The organism is Labilibaculum manganireducens (genome assembly GCF_002843385.1).
Taxonomy (GTDB): Bacteria; Bacteroidota; Bacteroidia; order Bacteroidales; family Marinifilaceae; genus Labilibaculum; species Labilibaculum manganireducens.
Genome location: NZ_MVDE01000042.1, coordinates 1 through 16849 on the forward strand (window position 1 = coordinate 1; position 16849 = coordinate 16849).

The 16849-nt window shown below is 37.1% G+C and carries 14 protein-coding genes; 10 read left to right on the plus strand and 4 right to left on the minus strand.

All coding sequences use genetic code 11. The annotated features are described in order from the left end of the window. From BZG01_RS21650 to BZG01_RS18820, 8 genes are all read left to right on the plus strand, one after another. On the plus strand, positions 1-1388 hold a 1388-nt coding region (locus BZG01_RS21650; RefSeq protein WP_218973165.1), incomplete at its 5' end, for an HYR-like domain-containing protein. 18 nt (positions 1389-1406) lie between these two features. Then, positions 1407-2084, plus strand: a complete 678-nt coding sequence (locus BZG01_RS18790) for a hypothetical protein (protein ID WP_101311383.1) — start codon at positions 1407-1409, stop codon at positions 2082-2084. A gap of 19 nt (positions 2085-2103) precedes the next feature. Then, positions 2104-2913, plus strand: coding sequence for a hypothetical protein (locus BZG01_RS18795; protein WP_101311384.1), 810 nt, complete (start codon positions 2104-2106; stop codon positions 2911-2913). Between the two features lie 28 nt (positions 2914-2941). Further along, positions 2942-3796 (plus strand): hypothetical protein, encoded by an 855-nt coding sequence (locus tag BZG01_RS18800; protein WP_101311385.1) that lies wholly within the window; start codon positions 2942-2944, stop codon positions 3794-3796. A gap of 86 nt (positions 3797-3882) precedes the next feature. Beyond that, complete coding sequence (locus tag BZG01_RS18805) at positions 3883-4632, plus strand: hypothetical protein (protein ID WP_143470954.1); 750 nt, start codon at positions 3883-3885, stop codon at positions 4630-4632. Positions 4633-4638: 6 nt separating this feature from the next. Further along, positions 4639-5343, plus strand: coding sequence for a PKD domain-containing protein (locus BZG01_RS18810; RefSeq protein WP_101311387.1), 705 nt, complete (start codon positions 4639-4641; stop codon positions 5341-5343). Positions 5344-5394: 51 nt separating this feature from the next. Continuing rightward, positions 5395-7920 (plus strand): T9SS type B sorting domain-containing protein, encoded by a 2526-nt coding sequence (locus tag BZG01_RS18815; RefSeq protein ID WP_180327394.1) that lies wholly within the window; start codon positions 5395-5397, stop codon positions 7918-7920. Between the two features lie 214 nt (positions 7921-8134). Continuing rightward, positions 8135-9193 (plus strand): PorP/SprF family type IX secretion system membrane protein, encoded by a 1059-nt coding sequence (locus BZG01_RS18820; RefSeq protein WP_101311389.1) that lies wholly within the window; start codon positions 8135-8137, stop codon positions 9191-9193. Positions 9194-9292: 99 nt separating this feature from the next. Here the strand turns inward: BZG01_RS18820 and rsmI are convergent, their stop codons facing one another. Next, positions 9293-10006, minus strand: a complete 714-nt coding sequence (rsmI, locus tag BZG01_RS18825) for a 16S rRNA (cytidine(1402)-2'-O)-methyltransferase (protein ID WP_101311390.1) — start codon at positions 10004-10006, stop codon at positions 9293-9295. Positions 10007-10008: 2 nt separating this feature from the next. Continuing rightward, a complete protein-coding gene (locus BZG01_RS18830; protein WP_101311391.1) occupies positions 10009-10641 on the minus strand; it encodes a hypothetical protein in 633 nt (210 codons plus the stop codon). Positions 10642-10853: 212 nt separating this feature from the next. On the opposite strand from BZG01_RS18830, the gene BZG01_RS18835 reads away from it, so the two are divergent. Together BZG01_RS18835 and BZG01_RS18840 are read left to right on the plus strand one after the other, a co-directional pair. Continuing rightward, positions 10854-11444 (plus strand): thymidine kinase, encoded by a 591-nt coding sequence (locus BZG01_RS18835; protein WP_101311392.1) that lies wholly within the window; start codon positions 10854-10856, stop codon positions 11442-11444. 11 nt (positions 11445-11455) lie between these two features. Beyond that, complete coding sequence (locus tag BZG01_RS18840; protein ID WP_101311393.1) at positions 11456-13930, plus strand: bifunctional UDP-N-acetylmuramoyl-tripeptide:D-alanyl-D-alanine ligase/alanine racemase; 2475 nt, start codon at positions 11456-11458, stop codon at positions 13928-13930. Between the two features lie 203 nt (positions 13931-14133). Here the strand turns inward: BZG01_RS18840 and BZG01_RS18845 are convergent, their stop codons facing one another. Both BZG01_RS18845 and BZG01_RS18850 read right to left on the minus strand, forming a co-directional pair. Next, positions 14134-14850, minus strand: coding sequence for a Crp/Fnr family transcriptional regulator (locus tag BZG01_RS18845; RefSeq protein WP_101311394.1), 717 nt, complete (start codon positions 14848-14850; stop codon positions 14134-14136). A 155-nt stretch (positions 14851-15005) separates the two neighbouring features. Continuing rightward, entirely contained in the window at positions 15006-16652 is a 1647-nt protein-coding gene (locus BZG01_RS18850) for an NAD+ synthase (protein WP_101311395.1), read from the minus strand. Positions 16653-16849 lie beyond the last annotated feature (197 nt).

A 16849-nucleotide genomic window follows, 5' to 3' on the forward strand; every position in this document is an offset into this window, starting at 1 on the left:
ATAATTGTGACGGAGCAATCAGCGGAACACATTCAGAAACGTTCCCGATTACAGCATCAAAAACTGTAGTTTGGACTTATACTGACGGATCAGGAAATACCAGTACACAGACTCAGAATGTAGTAATCAATGATACAACGGATCCAGTAGCAGACGCAGCAAGTTTATCAGATGTGACAGCCCAGTGTGAAGTAACAAGCTTAACAGCACCAACAGCAACCGATAACTGTGACGGAGCAATCAGCGGAACACATTCAGAAACGTTCCCGATTACAGCATCAAAAACTGTAGTTTGGACTTATACTGACGGATCAGGAAATACCAGTACACAGACTCAGAATGTAGTAATCAATGATACAACGGATCCAGTAGCAGACGCAGCAAGTTTATCAGATGTGACAGCCCAGTGTGAAGTAACAAGCTTAACAGCACCAACAGCAACCGATAACTGTGACGGAGCAATCAGCGGAACACATTCAGAAACGTTCCCGATTACAGCATCAAAAACTGTAGTTTGGACTTATACTGACGGATCAGGAAATACCAGTACACAGACTCAGAATGTATTAATTAATGATACAACGGATCCATTAGCAGACGCAGCAAGTTTATCAGATGTTACAGCCCAGTGTGAAGTAACAAGTTTAACAGCACCAACAGCAACCGATAATTGTGACGGAGCAATCAGCGGAACACATTCAGAAACGTTCCCGATTACAGCATCAAAAACTGTAGTTTGGACTTATACTGACGGATCAGGAAATACCAGTACACAGACTCAGAATGTAGTAATTAATGATACAACGGATCCTGTAATTCCAATACTTTCAGATGTAATTGGAGAATGTACTGCAACAGCCATAGTACCGACTACAACAGATAATTGTGCTGGTGTTTTGACAGGAACAACAAGTGATCCTTTAACATACAATACTCAAGGAACTCACGTAATAGCATGGACTTTTGATGATGGAAATGGAAATTCAATTGTTGTAAATCAGAATGTAATAATTAATGATGTAACAAGTCCAATTTTAGCTGATTTATCAGATCTAAATATTATCGATTGCGCAGAAGATGAAAGCGTAATTCCTCAAGTGAAATCATTTACAGGCTTAGATATACAAGCAACTAGATATTCAGATAATTGCGCAACAAGTTTTATTGTTCAATATCGAATTCAATTACCGGATTCTTCATTTGCAAATGCATACGGTACAAAGGCTTTAGGGGCTAATTCGTTATCGGATCCATCCGGGTTTGAATTTCCTGAAGGAATCTCAATGATTCATTTTAGAGTATTGGATGCTAGTGGTAATATTTCAAATGCACAAACATATACAGTTACGGTTAATCATAAACCGATACCATCAGGAATAATTTATTAAATTTTAAATATAGTCAACATGAAAACAAATTTTACAAAACTATTAAGCGTATGCTTTTTCCTTTTTCTTGGATTTGCAGCTTCGGCGCAGACAGATACAAGAAGTGTTGGAGAAACCAAAGCTTATACTGTTACTCCCGAAAGTGGAAGTAATGGTTTACTGTGGACCCTATCGGGTACCTCAGGAACAGATTGGAATATTACTGCAGGAGCATTGAATTCAGGCTCAATTACAGTTTTATGGATGAAACCAGGTACGTACAACATGACTTTCACTGAAACAGAGAGCCATACAGGAGTTGATTGTTCTACCACAAAAAACTTAACAGTAACTGTTAATGCTGACTTTGATGTAGTGATCGCTGATGCGGTATCGGATTGTGCGACTGGTTCTACCGGTAACTCCACAGTAGACTATACCTTGACTAAGACAAATGGTGCTGCGGATTGGACATTCGATTATGCAACTACAGGTTTAACTCCTGAATTGTCTGGAACTGCAGTTGCAGTATCAGGAAATACGTATACTCTAACTTTAACTGTACCTAATTTAGCTGCAGGTGCGGATCAAACTTTTTCAGTTACTATTAGTAATGTAAAAGATAGTTTTGGTAACAGTGATAATACTGCTGGGAATAATGTTACTGGTGACGTAACTATTTATGGTGTGCCAAATACAGGAAACATTACATTTTAATAAGTTAAAATAAATCGATATGAAATCTCTTTTAAAACTTTTAATGGTTTTCGTGGGAGTATTATTAATTACTAATACTCAGGCACAAAATACAGGTACCACTCCATATGCTGGATCAACGCATGCATATACTATCACAAAAAGTAGTATTGCAGGTACAACCTTAGCTTGGTCTGTAACTTCGGGTACTCCAGGAACAGAGTATAACTTTGTTGGAGCAACGGATGGAGTAACTGCTAATGTAGAATGGTTACTTGCTGGTACATACATTTTACAAGTGGTTGAAACAAGAACAGATGTTACTCCGGCTTGTCCAACAACTCGTCAGATTTCTGTAACTGTAACTGCAAATACATTTGATGTTGTAGCTGCTTTAGTTACTTCTGCAACAGATTGTGCTACTGCATTTAACCCGGTTGTAGATGTTACTGCTGATGGCGATAATTCGAATGATGTATTTGGAACAACTACAAGAGAATATACAGTTAGTATGACTGGTGGAGATATAGCTAAAACATGGTCGTTTGATTATGCAATTAGCGATATTGCTACATCAGATAACGTAACAGGCGTTCTTGTAAATGGAGTTGCTGCTTTAACAGGTACAATTAATGTTCCTGCGAATACTGCATCTAAGACAATTACTGTTGAATACAATACCAATAAAAATACTGCTGGTGTGAATGGACAAGATCCAAATATCTCAATTGCTCTTACTATTTCTAATGGTAAAGATGAGTTAGGAACTCCTGACAGCAATGCAGTAAATGATGTGGCAACTTATACTGTAAATGCTGTTCCAGCAACTACAGGTATTATAACTGACTAATAGTAAACTCTGATAAAATTAATATATCATGAAAAGATTATTAAAAATAACTCTGGTTCTTGCAATTTCTTTAATTGCATTTGGAACATATGCACAAGATGCAACTCATGGAGTTGGTTCTATTCATAAATTTACAGTAAATGTGGATGCTAGTAAAGTACATTTGGCAGATCACGTAGGTAACACTTACACATGGGCTGTTTTTCAAGCTGATGGTACAACTGCTGCTGTAAGTGGAACAGATTATTCATTCACATCTGCAGGAGCAGGTGTGGACGCGAATACTGTAAATATTCAATGGTTACAAGCCGGGACTTTCTTTGTGGAAGTAACTGAAGCAAATGTTGCTGGAGCCTGTACAACCTTAAGACGTTTACAGATTCTTGTTTCGACTGGAACTATTGACTTGGCGGTTATTGCATCTGACAATGCAGGTGCTGTTGTTACTGGCGGTGCATTAACTGATTGTAATGATGGCAGTGGAGCACTAATTGATAATATAACGAATGATTTCGGTTCTTCAACTCGTTACTTTACAGTTTCGATGGCTAATGAGAGTAATCCTTGGACAACAGGAGCATGGGGATTTGATTTCGCAACTTCTGTCGCTTCAACTGTAACTTCATCAGCTGGTGGTACTGTAACTGGTTCAAGCGTAGCCGTAGCATCGGGAACTTCGCAAGTGATATTAGCTGTAACAACTGCTAACACTCCTGGAATTTCACCAGCGAATGATATAACATTGAATTTAGTTGCTTCTGGTGCGTTTATTACAACCGGAGCAGGAAATACAAGTGAAGATGTAGCTAATGCAGCTAATAATACACCTGATTCATTTGTTATTACAGCATCACCTGAAACGAGTGTGATTGCTATTGACTAAATATTGTAAAGTTTGTTGACTTACATATAGAATCCTTCCCGGATTTCGGTCCGGGAAGGTAATTCAAACATAAAGAATAGAAAGATTTGTTTAAAGGTGTACTACATAGAATTCTGATTGTCATTGTATTTACAATGATGGCTTTGGCTTCAGCTAAGGCACAGAGTCCGTATGTAATATTGCCTGGTAGTACGCATAAACTTACTATTACTGATCATGTTGGGAATACTTATGAATGGAAAGTTTATAAGGTGAGCAACTGGACAGATCAAAAAGACGCTTTATTGGCGGATAATGATGGATTGGGAGGAGATGATGACTTTTTATTTGTTGGGGGAGAATTTGAAAAATCTGAAGTTGACATTACCTTCTTAATTGAAGGAAAGTATTACGCAATTGTGGAAGAGTTTAATGCAGGAACTACTTTTTGTTCTTCTCGAAGAGATATACCTGTTGAGGTATTTGGCACTGAAGCCACTATTGTATTTAAAGATCTGACATCAGATGATTGTGCTGATTTAGATCCACAGTTTGCTGCAGAAATGATAGCAATGTTTAATTCAGGTACAGTGTTACCTGAATCACAATACCCGATTACAGTGAACTATCGTTTAGATGGGGATTCTGCTGATCGAACTGCAATTGTAAATTTTGCAGATAAAATGCTCCATGTAGCGGGTGTTATTGAAGATGAAAATATTGACACTATAAATACTATTACCATAAAGAGTGCAACCAATAAATATGGGGGTACGTTAAATGTGGTAACAGGAAAAGAAATTCATACAAGAACAATTAATAAGAAACCAAAAATATCGATCATAAATTTAAATTAAACTACTATGAAACTGACTAAAATATTTGGCTTGCTATTTATCAGCTTAATTGCATTTGCAGGAACTGTTAGTGCACAGGATCAAACTGTAACTATTAACACATCTCATACTTATAATGTTGATCCTGTTGCAGGAGTGACTTATACTTGGGCTACAACAGGTGGTACCAGCACTGATCTGGTTGCGCAAACAGGAAATTCTATGACACTGATCTGGGATGTTGCGGGAACATATGATGTAACAGTTTTTGGGACTGATGCAAATGGCTGTTTGACTGAAACAAGAACATCTCAGGTTTTAGTTGTTGGTGCAGCTTCTGTAATGTTTGCTAATTTACCTGCAAATGATGCAGTTGTAAGTTGTTCTCCATTATTGGGTGGTACTTTAACAGTTAGCGATTTCGATGTTGTATTCACCGGTGGTGTAGCTCCGTTCGAATTGACATATGAGATTACTGCTATTGATAATTCAAAAGAAACTAAGGTGGTTACAATGGGTACTGCAGGTGACGCAACTCCTTTAACAGGACAATTGTCAATTTCAGATTTTGAAAATCTAACTGCCGGTGATCAAACAGTAAGCATTCAATTGATTAGTGCAAAAACTGCTGATAATGGAACTGTTGCTGTTGATACTGATCTTGCTGATAACACAAGAAGTGTTACTGTTCATGGTAAGCCAGTTATTTCAGGTACTATTACACTTAACTAGAGATTAGTTTAGGAGTTTTATTTAAATAATTAAAAGAATAAAAATTAGATGTTGAAAACCTTACTACATAAAACACTGCTTACTGCAATAGCCATCCTTTTGGGAGGATGGGCTGTTGTGGCACAGCAGTATGTGGTTAAGGGAACAACACTTAATTTTAAGGTGGATGAAGTTACTGGTTATGAATATCATTGGTCAGTAACACATACATCAAGCGGTTCAGTAGCATATCTTGCATCAAAAACATTTGAATCAGGTGATTATGTATTCGCTAACGAAGGTGATTATCAGGTGAAAGTATATCCGGAGGATTTAGGGACACATTGTTTTGGTGATCCTTTAACCATGATGGTAGTGGTTGATGGCGCAGCTCCAACCGCTGAGTTTGATGATTTAGAGGTACCCTATGTTTGTTCTGCAAATAATGGAGGAGATGCAAATGGTAAAGTGAATATTACAGTTAATTATTCGGGTCCTAAGCCATGGACATTTAAAATTTCAGTGGATCGTGCACCTGCAGTAATGCCTGTTGGAGCAGACGAGCTGTACGTAAATACTTTTGAGTTTGAGCTTGAAATTCCGAATACTACCGGTAAAACACATAGAGCTGAGATTTTGTTGGTTGAAGCTAAAACAGTATCAGGAATTCCTGTAACTGAAGATCTTGCCAATCAAACTTTAGAGGTTGATGTAATGGCCTTGCCAAATACTATATTCGGGGATTATGCTCCGGTAATTCAGGCAGGAACAATTCAGTCTTATACTGCAACCATCGAGAAGAATGAAAATTATGAGCTTTTTGTTCCAGATGGAGCAACAGTCCTAAATGAAAAGACGAAGAAGCTAAGCGATAAGTTCCATAGTGAATTAAGTTTTGATGTTCAATGGGGAAATACGCCTGGAGATTATCAGATAAAATTGTTGGAGCGCACAGCTTTTGATTGTGCCGGAGATACAATTTATGCAGCTATTAGTGTTGTTGAATCTTTCGTAGTTAGTTTGGGTGGAGATATTCAAATTTGTGAAGGAGAGAGTGCAACATTAACTCCGACCATCGACTTTGATGGAACTTATACTTACCTATGGTCAGATGGATCAACAGGTTCTTCATTATCCGTAACTGAGGCGGGAACATATTCTGTTACAGCAACTGATTCCGGAACAGGTAAATCATCATCGGCAGCAGTAAGTGTTAATGTGTTAACAGCTCCGCTTGTTGATTTGGGAGCGGATTACGAATTGGCTGATGGTGAAACAAAGGTGTTGGATGCAGGAAATCCGGGATTAACCTATTTCTGGTCGACAGGTGAAACGAGTCAAACAATAAGCGTTAATAGTAGTAATACTTATAGCGTGGATGTAACTAATGTAAATGGATGTGTAGGAACTGATGAAATCATTATAAGCAGTAAAAGCGATGTATTTGCTATAAATTTAGGTGGCGACAAAAACATTTGTGATGGTGAAGAGGTGATTTTAAATCCAAATCCAAGCATTTCTCAAAACTATACTTACCTATGGTCAAATGGAGCAGGAACCTCCACACTTACTGTGAGTGAGTCCGGTATTTACTCGGTAACGGTAAGAGACGGTGCTGGCAATGAAAAAACCGATGAAATTGAAGTAATTGTGCATGCTTTACCAATTGTTGATTTAGGTGGAGATATTACATTATACGATGGTGAAACCACGACTTTGGATGCCGGAGTTTCAGGATCAGGTTTGGTTTACGAATGGAGTTCCGGAGAGTCAACCCAGACAATATCGGTAAGTGATGAAAATGTATATTCTGTGAAGGTTACAGATGAATACTCATGTTATAATACAGATGATATTAGTGTTGTTCGAAAAGACGGTCATAAATTCTCTGTAGATTTAGGTGGTGATATTCAGATTTGTGAGGGTGACAGAGTGTATCTTGAACCAATTATTGATAGAACATTTATTTCTGATCCTATTTATAAATGGATACCGTCAGAGTCAACTGAAAAGGGAATCCTTGTCAATCAATCAGGTAAATATTGTGTTGATGTAACGGATCCATTTGGTAATACAGAAGGAGATTGTATCGAATTAACAGTTAATCCTTCGCCTATTGTGGATCTTGGAGAAGACCTTATTGTTCAAACCGGAGAAAATGTAACTCTTGATGCTGAAAATAATGGTAGCTTCTACCGTTGGTCAACAGATGATATTTCTCAGACTATAAATGTGAGTCAGGCCGGAGAATATTGGGTTGAAGTAACCAATCAACAGAGTTGTATGGGAAGGGATACGATAAATGTAGTTTATCCGGAAGGTGATCAATTTGTTGGATTAGCCAGCGGATTCTCTCCAAATGGAGATGGTAAAAACGATGTTCTGTTTGTTCGGGGTAACAATATTGGTTCAATGAATTTGATTATTTATAACCGATTGGGACATAAAATCTTTCAATCGAACAGACAAGATGTAGGATGGGATGGTACCTATCGTGGAGTAAAACAAGATATGGATGTTTATGTTTTCTTCCTGCAAGTAACCTTCCTTGATGGTAGTTCTGTACAAAAGCGCGGAAATGTTACACTACTGTACTAATATAGTTGATGAATAAAATGGATTATTACTGTTAAATTTCATCATATTAATTATATTTATGCCAAATAATTTGTCGCAAAAAAATAAATGTAAAATAAAATATTTCGCAGTGGGTAATAGGCTATTATTACCCATTTTTATATTTTTGCTTGGGGTATTTCGTTTTGCTGGTTGAAAACTTTGCTAATCGGCTGAAAGACCCGTAAAATTGGATATGAGGAAGAGTTTAATTGTTTTTATACTAATATCGTTATTCGGGGTCTGTCAAGTCTCCGCTCAGCGTGTGCACTCTTCTCAATTCTATTCTATCCCATTATTGTTAAATCCAGCTCTTACGGGAAATTCTGATTATAACCTTCGGGGCGGGATGAATTATCGTAACCAGTGGAATAGTGTAACAACGCCTTTTGTTTCTCAAGCGGTTTTTGTTGATGGTAAATTATCGACTCAACTATTAAGTTCTTCATGGCTTGGTGTTGGGGGTATGATTTTCAATGATAAAGCGGGAGAAGGTAGTTTAAAGACCACTCAGGTCATGTTTTCAGGATCATTAAATAAAAGTCTGAATGCAGGGAATACATTGTTCTTACATATGGGAGTTGGTTTGGAATTAGTTAATAAATCAGTTGATTATAACAAATTGGTTTTTGATGATCAATGGGATGGTACACTTTTCGATCCAAATTATCAAACAGGCGAACCTTTAGGAACTCAATCTTTATTTTACACTGACTTTTCTGCTGGGACTATGGTTACCTTTTTTAAAGGGAAATCAAAATATTTTATGGGGATGGCAATTAGTCATATAAATCAACCCAATGAATCCTTTTACGCAATTACCAATAACCTTAAAAGACGATTTGCATGGCATGGAGGAGTAGAGTCCAGATTATCTTCGAGATTATATGTCAAGCCCGAAATTATGCATACTACCGAGAGTGGTTCAAACGAGTGGATTGCCGGAACCAATTTTATGATGCTGTATGGAGAAAAAGGCACCATTCTTCATTACGGATTGTGGTATCGTTTTACTCAGGATATTATTCCTGCATTCGGATATGAGAAAAACCGCATGAAATTTATGATTAGCTACGATATTAATGTCTCTGATTTACAGGCCGCATCTTCTAACAGAGGTGGTTTGGAGATTTCTCTGACTTACAATTACAACTATTCCAATCCCAGGGAAATCCGAAAGTTGAAGCGTCGTCAGAAAGTTAAAAAATTGGGTGATAAGGCAATCTCTTGTCCTAAATTTTCACATGAAGACTAAATTAATTACGAATTAGTAATTATGAGTTAGACGTTAAGAGTATATTAATGTTAATATTTAATCTGTGTCTTATGTGTATCTGAAGAAAGGGATTCGTAATTACATTCTGTCTTTTTTTACGTATTCTTTCTTCTTTTTCTCAACAAGCTTACCGCCAACAACAATTACAATTTCACCTTTTACAGTTTTAGAACTGAAATGAGCGATTAGTTCAGCGAGAGTGCCACGTACATTTTCTTCGTATAGTTTCGTTAACTCACGGGATACAGATGCTTTTCTATCTTCTCCCATTACTTCAGCAAATTGCTCTAAGCTTTTCACTAAGCGGTGTGGAGATTCATAAAAAATCATTGTTCTTGATTCTTCAGCCAGTTCGTCTAATTTAGACTGACGCCCTTTTTTTTGCGGTAAAAATCCTTCGAAACAAAATTTTTCATTTGGCAAACCGGAATTCACTATAGCAGGGATAAATGCTGTTGCTCCGGGTAAACATTCAACATCAATTCCATTATCAAGACAATGTTTCACCAAAAAGAACCCGGGATCTGAAATAGCCGGTGTTCCGGCATCAGATATTAAGGCAATGGTTTCACCGGCTTTAATTCGGTTAACGATGTTTTCGGCTGTTTTGTGTTCGTTAAATTTGTGATGTGAGTGTAAGGGTTTTGAAATTTCGAAATGTTTTAATAAAAACCCAGATGTTCTTGTGTCTTCAGCAAGAATTAAATCTACTTCTTTTAATATTCGTAAGGCTCTTAAAGTAATATCTTCTAAATTTCCAATTGGAGTTGGAACAAGGTATAGTTTCGACATGTTTAAAATTTTCTTTTGGTGATTTCGATGAATTGGGTTACGGTAGGATCCTCCAGATCCCACTCTTTTTCAGCTTTTATCCAATTCATAACAGATTCAAAAGTACCTGCTTTATTTATGAAGGAAATGGCTGTATTGTATTCATCTATATTGTTTTCGAAAAGCTCACGGGCAAACAAAAAGCGATCATTAATTCCAATAGCCGACTGAATATCTTTCAGTTTCTGAGATGGAAGTTTCTCGCCTATCAGTTGAATAGGTTCCGATTGAACTTTTTGGATTACAATTTCTGATTCTATTTGCTCTTTTTTTTCAGTTTCAGGTTTTTCAGTACTGATATTGTCAATTACCTGTTGTTTTTCAGAATTTGTATTAGAAAAATCAATTTCTTTTTTGATTGGTTCAGGTGAAGCAGATATAATTTCTTCAGGAATATCCGTTGAAACGGTCCCGGCCGGTTTTAATTCACAATTCTTTTTCAGGATTTTAAAATCCTGACTTAAACCCAGTATTCTGGAATCAAGTAACTCAATACCATCATTTAAATCCGCAGGCTTATTGGTGAAATGTTCCAGTAAGTTTTGAATTTCTTCGGTTTTACTTTTAAGCAGTTGAATGACTAGTTTATTATCCATGACCAGAATTTTAATATGCAACAGAATTCTATGTACTAATTTACAAAAGTAAAGCTAATTTTTTTTGTATTGATTGGTTGAGTGGTTTTTTCGGTTCAAACAAAATATTTTTTAGGGAGGTATTGTTTAAAAGTTTATTAGCTCAGTAATGCAAGTATGAAAGTGTTTTCCTATTTTTGTCTATCTATGTAAAATAACCTAAAGTTTATCACATGTTTCTTGAGAATGATATTAACAGAGCTGGCAGTAATGGTTGGATCGAAGTAATAGTTGGTTCTATGTTTTCGGGTAAAACCGAAGAATTGATCCGTCGGTTGAACCGGGCAAAAATTGCCCGTCAGAATGTTGAAATATTTAAACCTCATATCGATGTGAGATATTCAGAGGATGAAGTGGTTTCGCATGATTCCAACTCCATTCGCTCAACTCCTGTTGAAACATCAGCAAATATATTGTTGCTTGCCAGTAACGTTGATGTGGTAGGTATTGATGAAGCTCAGTTTTTTGATGCCGGCCTGTCTGACGTTTGTAACGAATTAGCCAATCAGGGTATTCGAGTGATTGTTGCCGGCCTGGATATGGACTTTAAGGGCAATCCTTTTGGTCCGATTCCGAGTATTATGGCTACTGCAGAATATGTTACCAAAGTTCATGCAGTTTGCATGCGTTGTGGAAATTTAGCCAATTACTCGCATCGTTTGGCTGAGGCTGATAAATTAGTGTTGTTAGGCGAAAAGAGTGAATATGAACCGCTTTGCCGAAATTGTTACCAGAAAATTTACAGAACATCTTCAACAAAATAAGCGGATGTATTATGACTGTTGCACAATCATATACTATTGAATCAGTAGCTTCTATAACAGGAGGTGTTTGTTATGGGAAAGAAAATCTCATTGTTAAAACCCTATCGATAGACAGCAGGTCATTACAACTTCCCGAGGAAATTTTATTTTTTGCTTTAGTTGGTGCGCGGCACGATGGTCATTTATACATCAAAGATTTGTATCAAAAAGGGGTTCGTGCATTTGTTGTTAGTAATTCTGAATGTACAGATTTAAAACAGTATCCTGAGGCCGGCTTTATTTTGGTTCCCGATACGCTTTGTGCTTTGCAGAATTTGGCCGAAAATCACCGAAAGAATTTCTCTTTTCCTGTAATGGGAATTACCGGCAGCAATGGAAAAACTATTGTAAAAGAGTGGCTGTATCAGTTGCTGAATGAATCGTATTCTATTGTTCGCAGTCCCAAAAGCTATAATTCTCAGGTGGGAGTTCCGCTTTCTGTCTGGAACATGAACAGTGAGGCCAATCTGGCTATTTTTGAGGCTGGTATTTCTCAACCGGGAGAAATGGATCAACTCTCAAAAATTATTCAACCTACCTATGGGATTTTTACTCATTTGGGGGATGCACATCGCGAGAATTTTAAGGATGAAGTTCAGAAATTAGAAGAGAAGATAAAATTATTCTCTTCCTGCGATTCGATTGTGTATTGTACCGATAATAAACTTGTAGATGAATCATTAAAGTCCCGGTATGGACAGAATAAAGAATTGATTTCCTGGTCAAGAAATCAGGCCACCAATCTGATGGTTGTTTCGGAAGAAATAAAAGGGAACCGGACATTCATTAAAACCAAATATAAGAAGGAAACAAAAGAAATAAATTTGCCTTTTAGCGATAAAGCTTCAATTGATAATGCAATTACCTGCTGGCTTTGTTTGCTGAACCTGAATGTTGATGATGAAACCATAAAAGAACGATTCCTGAAATTAGAACCAATTGCCATGCGATTGGAAATAAAAGAGGGAATAGGTGATTGCACCCTTATTAATGATTATTACAATTCAGATTTGGGTTCGCTGGGAATTGCCTTGGATTTAATGAATCAGCAGCAAAAAGATAAGAGCAAAACCCTTATTTTATCAGATATTTTTCAATCGGGTTATACAAATCATCAGCTTTACAAGGCGATATCCAAATTGCTCGAACAGAAGAAAATAAATCGTCTGATTGGTATTGGGGAAGGCATTTCGTCGCAATCGAAACTATTTACCTGCAATGCTTCTTTTTATCGCTCAACCGATGTGTTTCTGGCAGATTTGAATCGAAATCAGTTTAAGGACGAAATTATTCTAATAAAAGGAGCAAGAAATTTTCATTTCGAGAGAATTTCAAATGCGCTTCAATACAAAGCACACCAAACGGTTTTGGAAGTGAACTTAAATGCCATGGTTCACAACCTGAACTACTTTCGTTCTTTATTAAAACCAAGTACCAAACTGGTAGTAATGGTAAAAGCTTTTTCTTACGGAAGCGGATCAACCGAAATTGCTAATTTACTGCAATATCACCGGGTTGATTATTTAGCCGTTGCCATAGCCGACGAAGGTGTCGAACTAAGAAACGCAGGAATCACGATCCCAATTATAGTGATGAATCCGGAGCCTCATAGTTTCGATACCATGATTGAGTATCGCCTTGAGCCAGAAATATACAATCAGACTATTTGTCTTGAATTCGAAAAAGCATTAAAACGAAATGGAGTAAGAAACTATCCTATTCACATAAAACTGGATACAGGAATGAATCGTTTGGGTTTTGTTCATCACGATATTGACACTTTGTTGTCACTGATTGTGAGCAATGATCATTTCTTTATCAGTTCTGTATTTTCCCATTTGGCAGGTGCAGATGAGCAGCAACACGATGATTTTACAGCTCGGCAAATTAATTCGTTTACCCAATGGAGCGATCAAATATTGTCGCAGTTTTCGTATCCTATCGATCGGCATATTTTAAATTCAGCCGGTATCGAACGTTTTCCGCAAGCACAATTCAATATGGTTCGTTTGGGAATTGGTCTTTATGGAATCAGTGCCACGCACCAGGAAAAACTGATGAATGTGAGCAGCCTGAAAACTACAATTTCGCAGATAAAAGAAGTGTCGAAAGAGAATACCGTAGGTTACGGACGAAAAGGGCAATTACAGACCGATACACGCATTGGAGTTATTCCAATAGGTTATGCCGATGGTTTCAACCGTAAACTGAGCAACGGCCATGGAAAAGTGATGGTGAACGGGCAATTGGTGCCTGTTGTTGGCAATATTTGCATGGATATGAGTATGATTGATTTGACCAATACCGATGCTAAAGAAGGAGATTCCGTTCTGATTTTTGGCGACGATTATTCGGTAAGTAAATTGGCCGAACAATTGGAAACCATTCCCTACGAAATTCTCACCACCATTTCGCGTCGGGTAAAACGCATCTATTTTCAGGAATAAAAATATTTTGGGTGTTCCCCTCGTTCCTCGTGGCAGGCTTTTCACTCCTACTCCTCGCTCATTCTTCGCTGTGGGGTATCCGTTACAATCCCTAACACACAGGGTTCGAATATTTGTTCAGCTTTAGTTGCATCTGCTCATTACTACTGCAAAATAAAAGCCATCCCTAACGAGATAGCTTGCTATATTTTAAGAAGTAGCTCTTATCCTAGTTTACTCACTCGGTCTAATCTTACCTTATCTAAAATCTTAATTTTCCGGCCATCAATTGAAATGATTCCTTCGCTTGCAAAAGTGGAAAGGGTACGAATTGCATTTGATGTTGTCATGTTTGATAAGTTCGCTATATCTTCTCTCGAAAGATAAACCTTTATGGTTGCTTCATCATCTTCAAAACCATATGTATCACGAAGAAAAAGCAGCGATTCAGCCAATCTTCCTCGAATGTGTTTCTGAGTAAGGGTGATTGTTCTGTTGTTTGAAAATCCTAATTCGGTAGAAAGCGAACGTATAATGCACAAAGAAAGGTCCGAATTGGTTTTAATGAATTTCAGCATCAATTCGTAGCTAACTGTACAGGTTATAGAATCTTCAATTGCAACAGCCGAAGCAATGTTGTTTTCTTCGGCAAAAAGTGCACGGTATCCAATAAAACCAATAGGTTTTGCCATTCGAACAATTTGCTCGCGACCGCCTACGCCTTCCTTAAATATCTTTACTTTTCCTTCAGATAAACAAATAAGCCCAATTGGTCTTTCACCCTCTTTGTAAATGTATTCACCTTTCTTAAAAAAAGAACAGGTCATGTTCGCCATTAACTCTTCTTTTTCAGAAGGAGTAAGAACATTAAATACTGAACTCGAATTATTAATTACTTCCCCACAAATAATCTCTCTGGATTTTCTATCATTCTCAATCATATACAAGGTGGAATATGGATTTAAAATACGTTGTATGTTTTAAAACACTTCAAAAGTATATAAATGAAATGAAATGTGAAAATGAATACAGAAATAATTCATTATTTAAGTGATGTTCGACAACATGCTGTTAAGTAGGTGTTTATACCCATTAATTAGTGTTTTGCTACTAAGGGGATTTTTCGGCCAAAGCCGAAAGCCTTCGATGAAACGCGTAAAATAGGCGGAGTCTGGAATCTTTTGTATTCATTCATATTGACTAACCTGAGCGCTTTTTGAACCGTTACTCTTTCGAAACCATCTTGAATAATTTCTTCCGAAGACATATTTTTTTCTATATATCGAAATAAAATGCCGTCTAACACATCGTAATCTGGTAAAGAATCCGAATCTTTTTGATCGGGACGTAATTCGGCTGATGGTGGTTTTACAATTGAGTTTTCAGGAATTACCTCTTTATCTTTATTGATGAACCAGGCCAATTTAAAAACATCGGTTTTGTATACATCTCCCAATACGGACAAGCCTCCGTTCATATCTCCATACAAAGTTCCGTATCCAACTGCCGATTCACTCTTATTTGATGTATTTAGAAGGATGTGTCCAAATTTATTCGATAAGCCCATAACCAGTGTTCCTCTTACGCGGGCCTGTATATTTTCTTCAGCAACATTAAAAGGGAGATCGCCGAATATCGGATCTAAGGATTTCTGAAATTCCTGAAAAATATTCTGAATTGGGACAATATCGTATTGAATGCCTAAGTTTTCAGCCAAGTCTACTGCGTCTTTTATGGAATGATCCGAAGAGAATTCGGAAGGCATCAACAGAACCCGTACATTTTCTTTGCCAAGAGCTCGTTCTGCCAAAACCACTGTTACGGCCGAATCAATTCCGCCTGAAAGTCCCAGTGTCGTTTTGGTGAATCCCATTTTCCCGAAATAATCTTTCAGGCCTAAAACCAAGGCATCATGAATTTTTTCTATGTAATTTACATTTCTGGCTTCTGCTTTTTTATTTTCAATCGCTTCAAGATCAACTATTTGATAGTCTTCCTCGAAATAATTTAATCGTTTGGCTACTTCTCCCTTCGAATTCATAACCAGAGAGTCACCGTCAAAAATTAATTCGGTGTGTGCACCAATCTGATTGACGTAGAATATTGGAAGTTGATATCTTTCCGAAGTTGCCTTCAAAATATTGGTTCGTAAATTTTGCTGATTATAGGAAAATGGCGATGCTGCAATGTTTACCACAAAATCAGGATTGAGTTTGCTTAGCTCTTCCATCGGTGAAATTGTGTACAATGCTGATTTTGCAAAGTTGTTGTCTACAGGTTGGGTTTCCCATAAATCTTCACAAATAGTGATTGCAATTTTTTTTCCTTTCAATTCAACCAAAGAGAATTCTGTATTGGGCTCAAAGTACCTGTATTCGTCGAAAATATCGTAATTAGGCAACAGAGTTTTATTGTGAATGCTCTCAATTTTCCCGTTGGAAATGAAATATGCAGAATTGTATAAATTTTTCCCTTTCGGATGAGGATTTACCGATGGTCCTCCAATTACGGCAGCAATATCAATGCAATGCTCCGCTACTTTTTGAAGTGCTGATTTAGATTTCTCAACAAATTCCTTACGTTCCAGTAAATCTTTTGGCGGATATCCACAAATGGCTAACTCTGAAAACAGAACCAAATCTACGCCGCTTTTGCGCGACTTATTGATTGCTGAAATAATTTTTTCAGTGTTGCTCTCGAAATTACCAATATGATAGTTTAATTGGGCTAATGCTATTTTCATACTTAAAAGATATGAGTCCCGAAATCTTTCAGGATGAGAAGAAAGATCATTTAATCTGCTGTCTCATTTTAATAATTGAATACTTTAAAGCTGTACTTGTTTTCAGCTTAGCAAATTTAGTGATAAAAATATGGAATAGGTATTCCTTCTATCAGCAAAAACAAAACCGTGACAAAATTAATTAATCCTTGTATTTA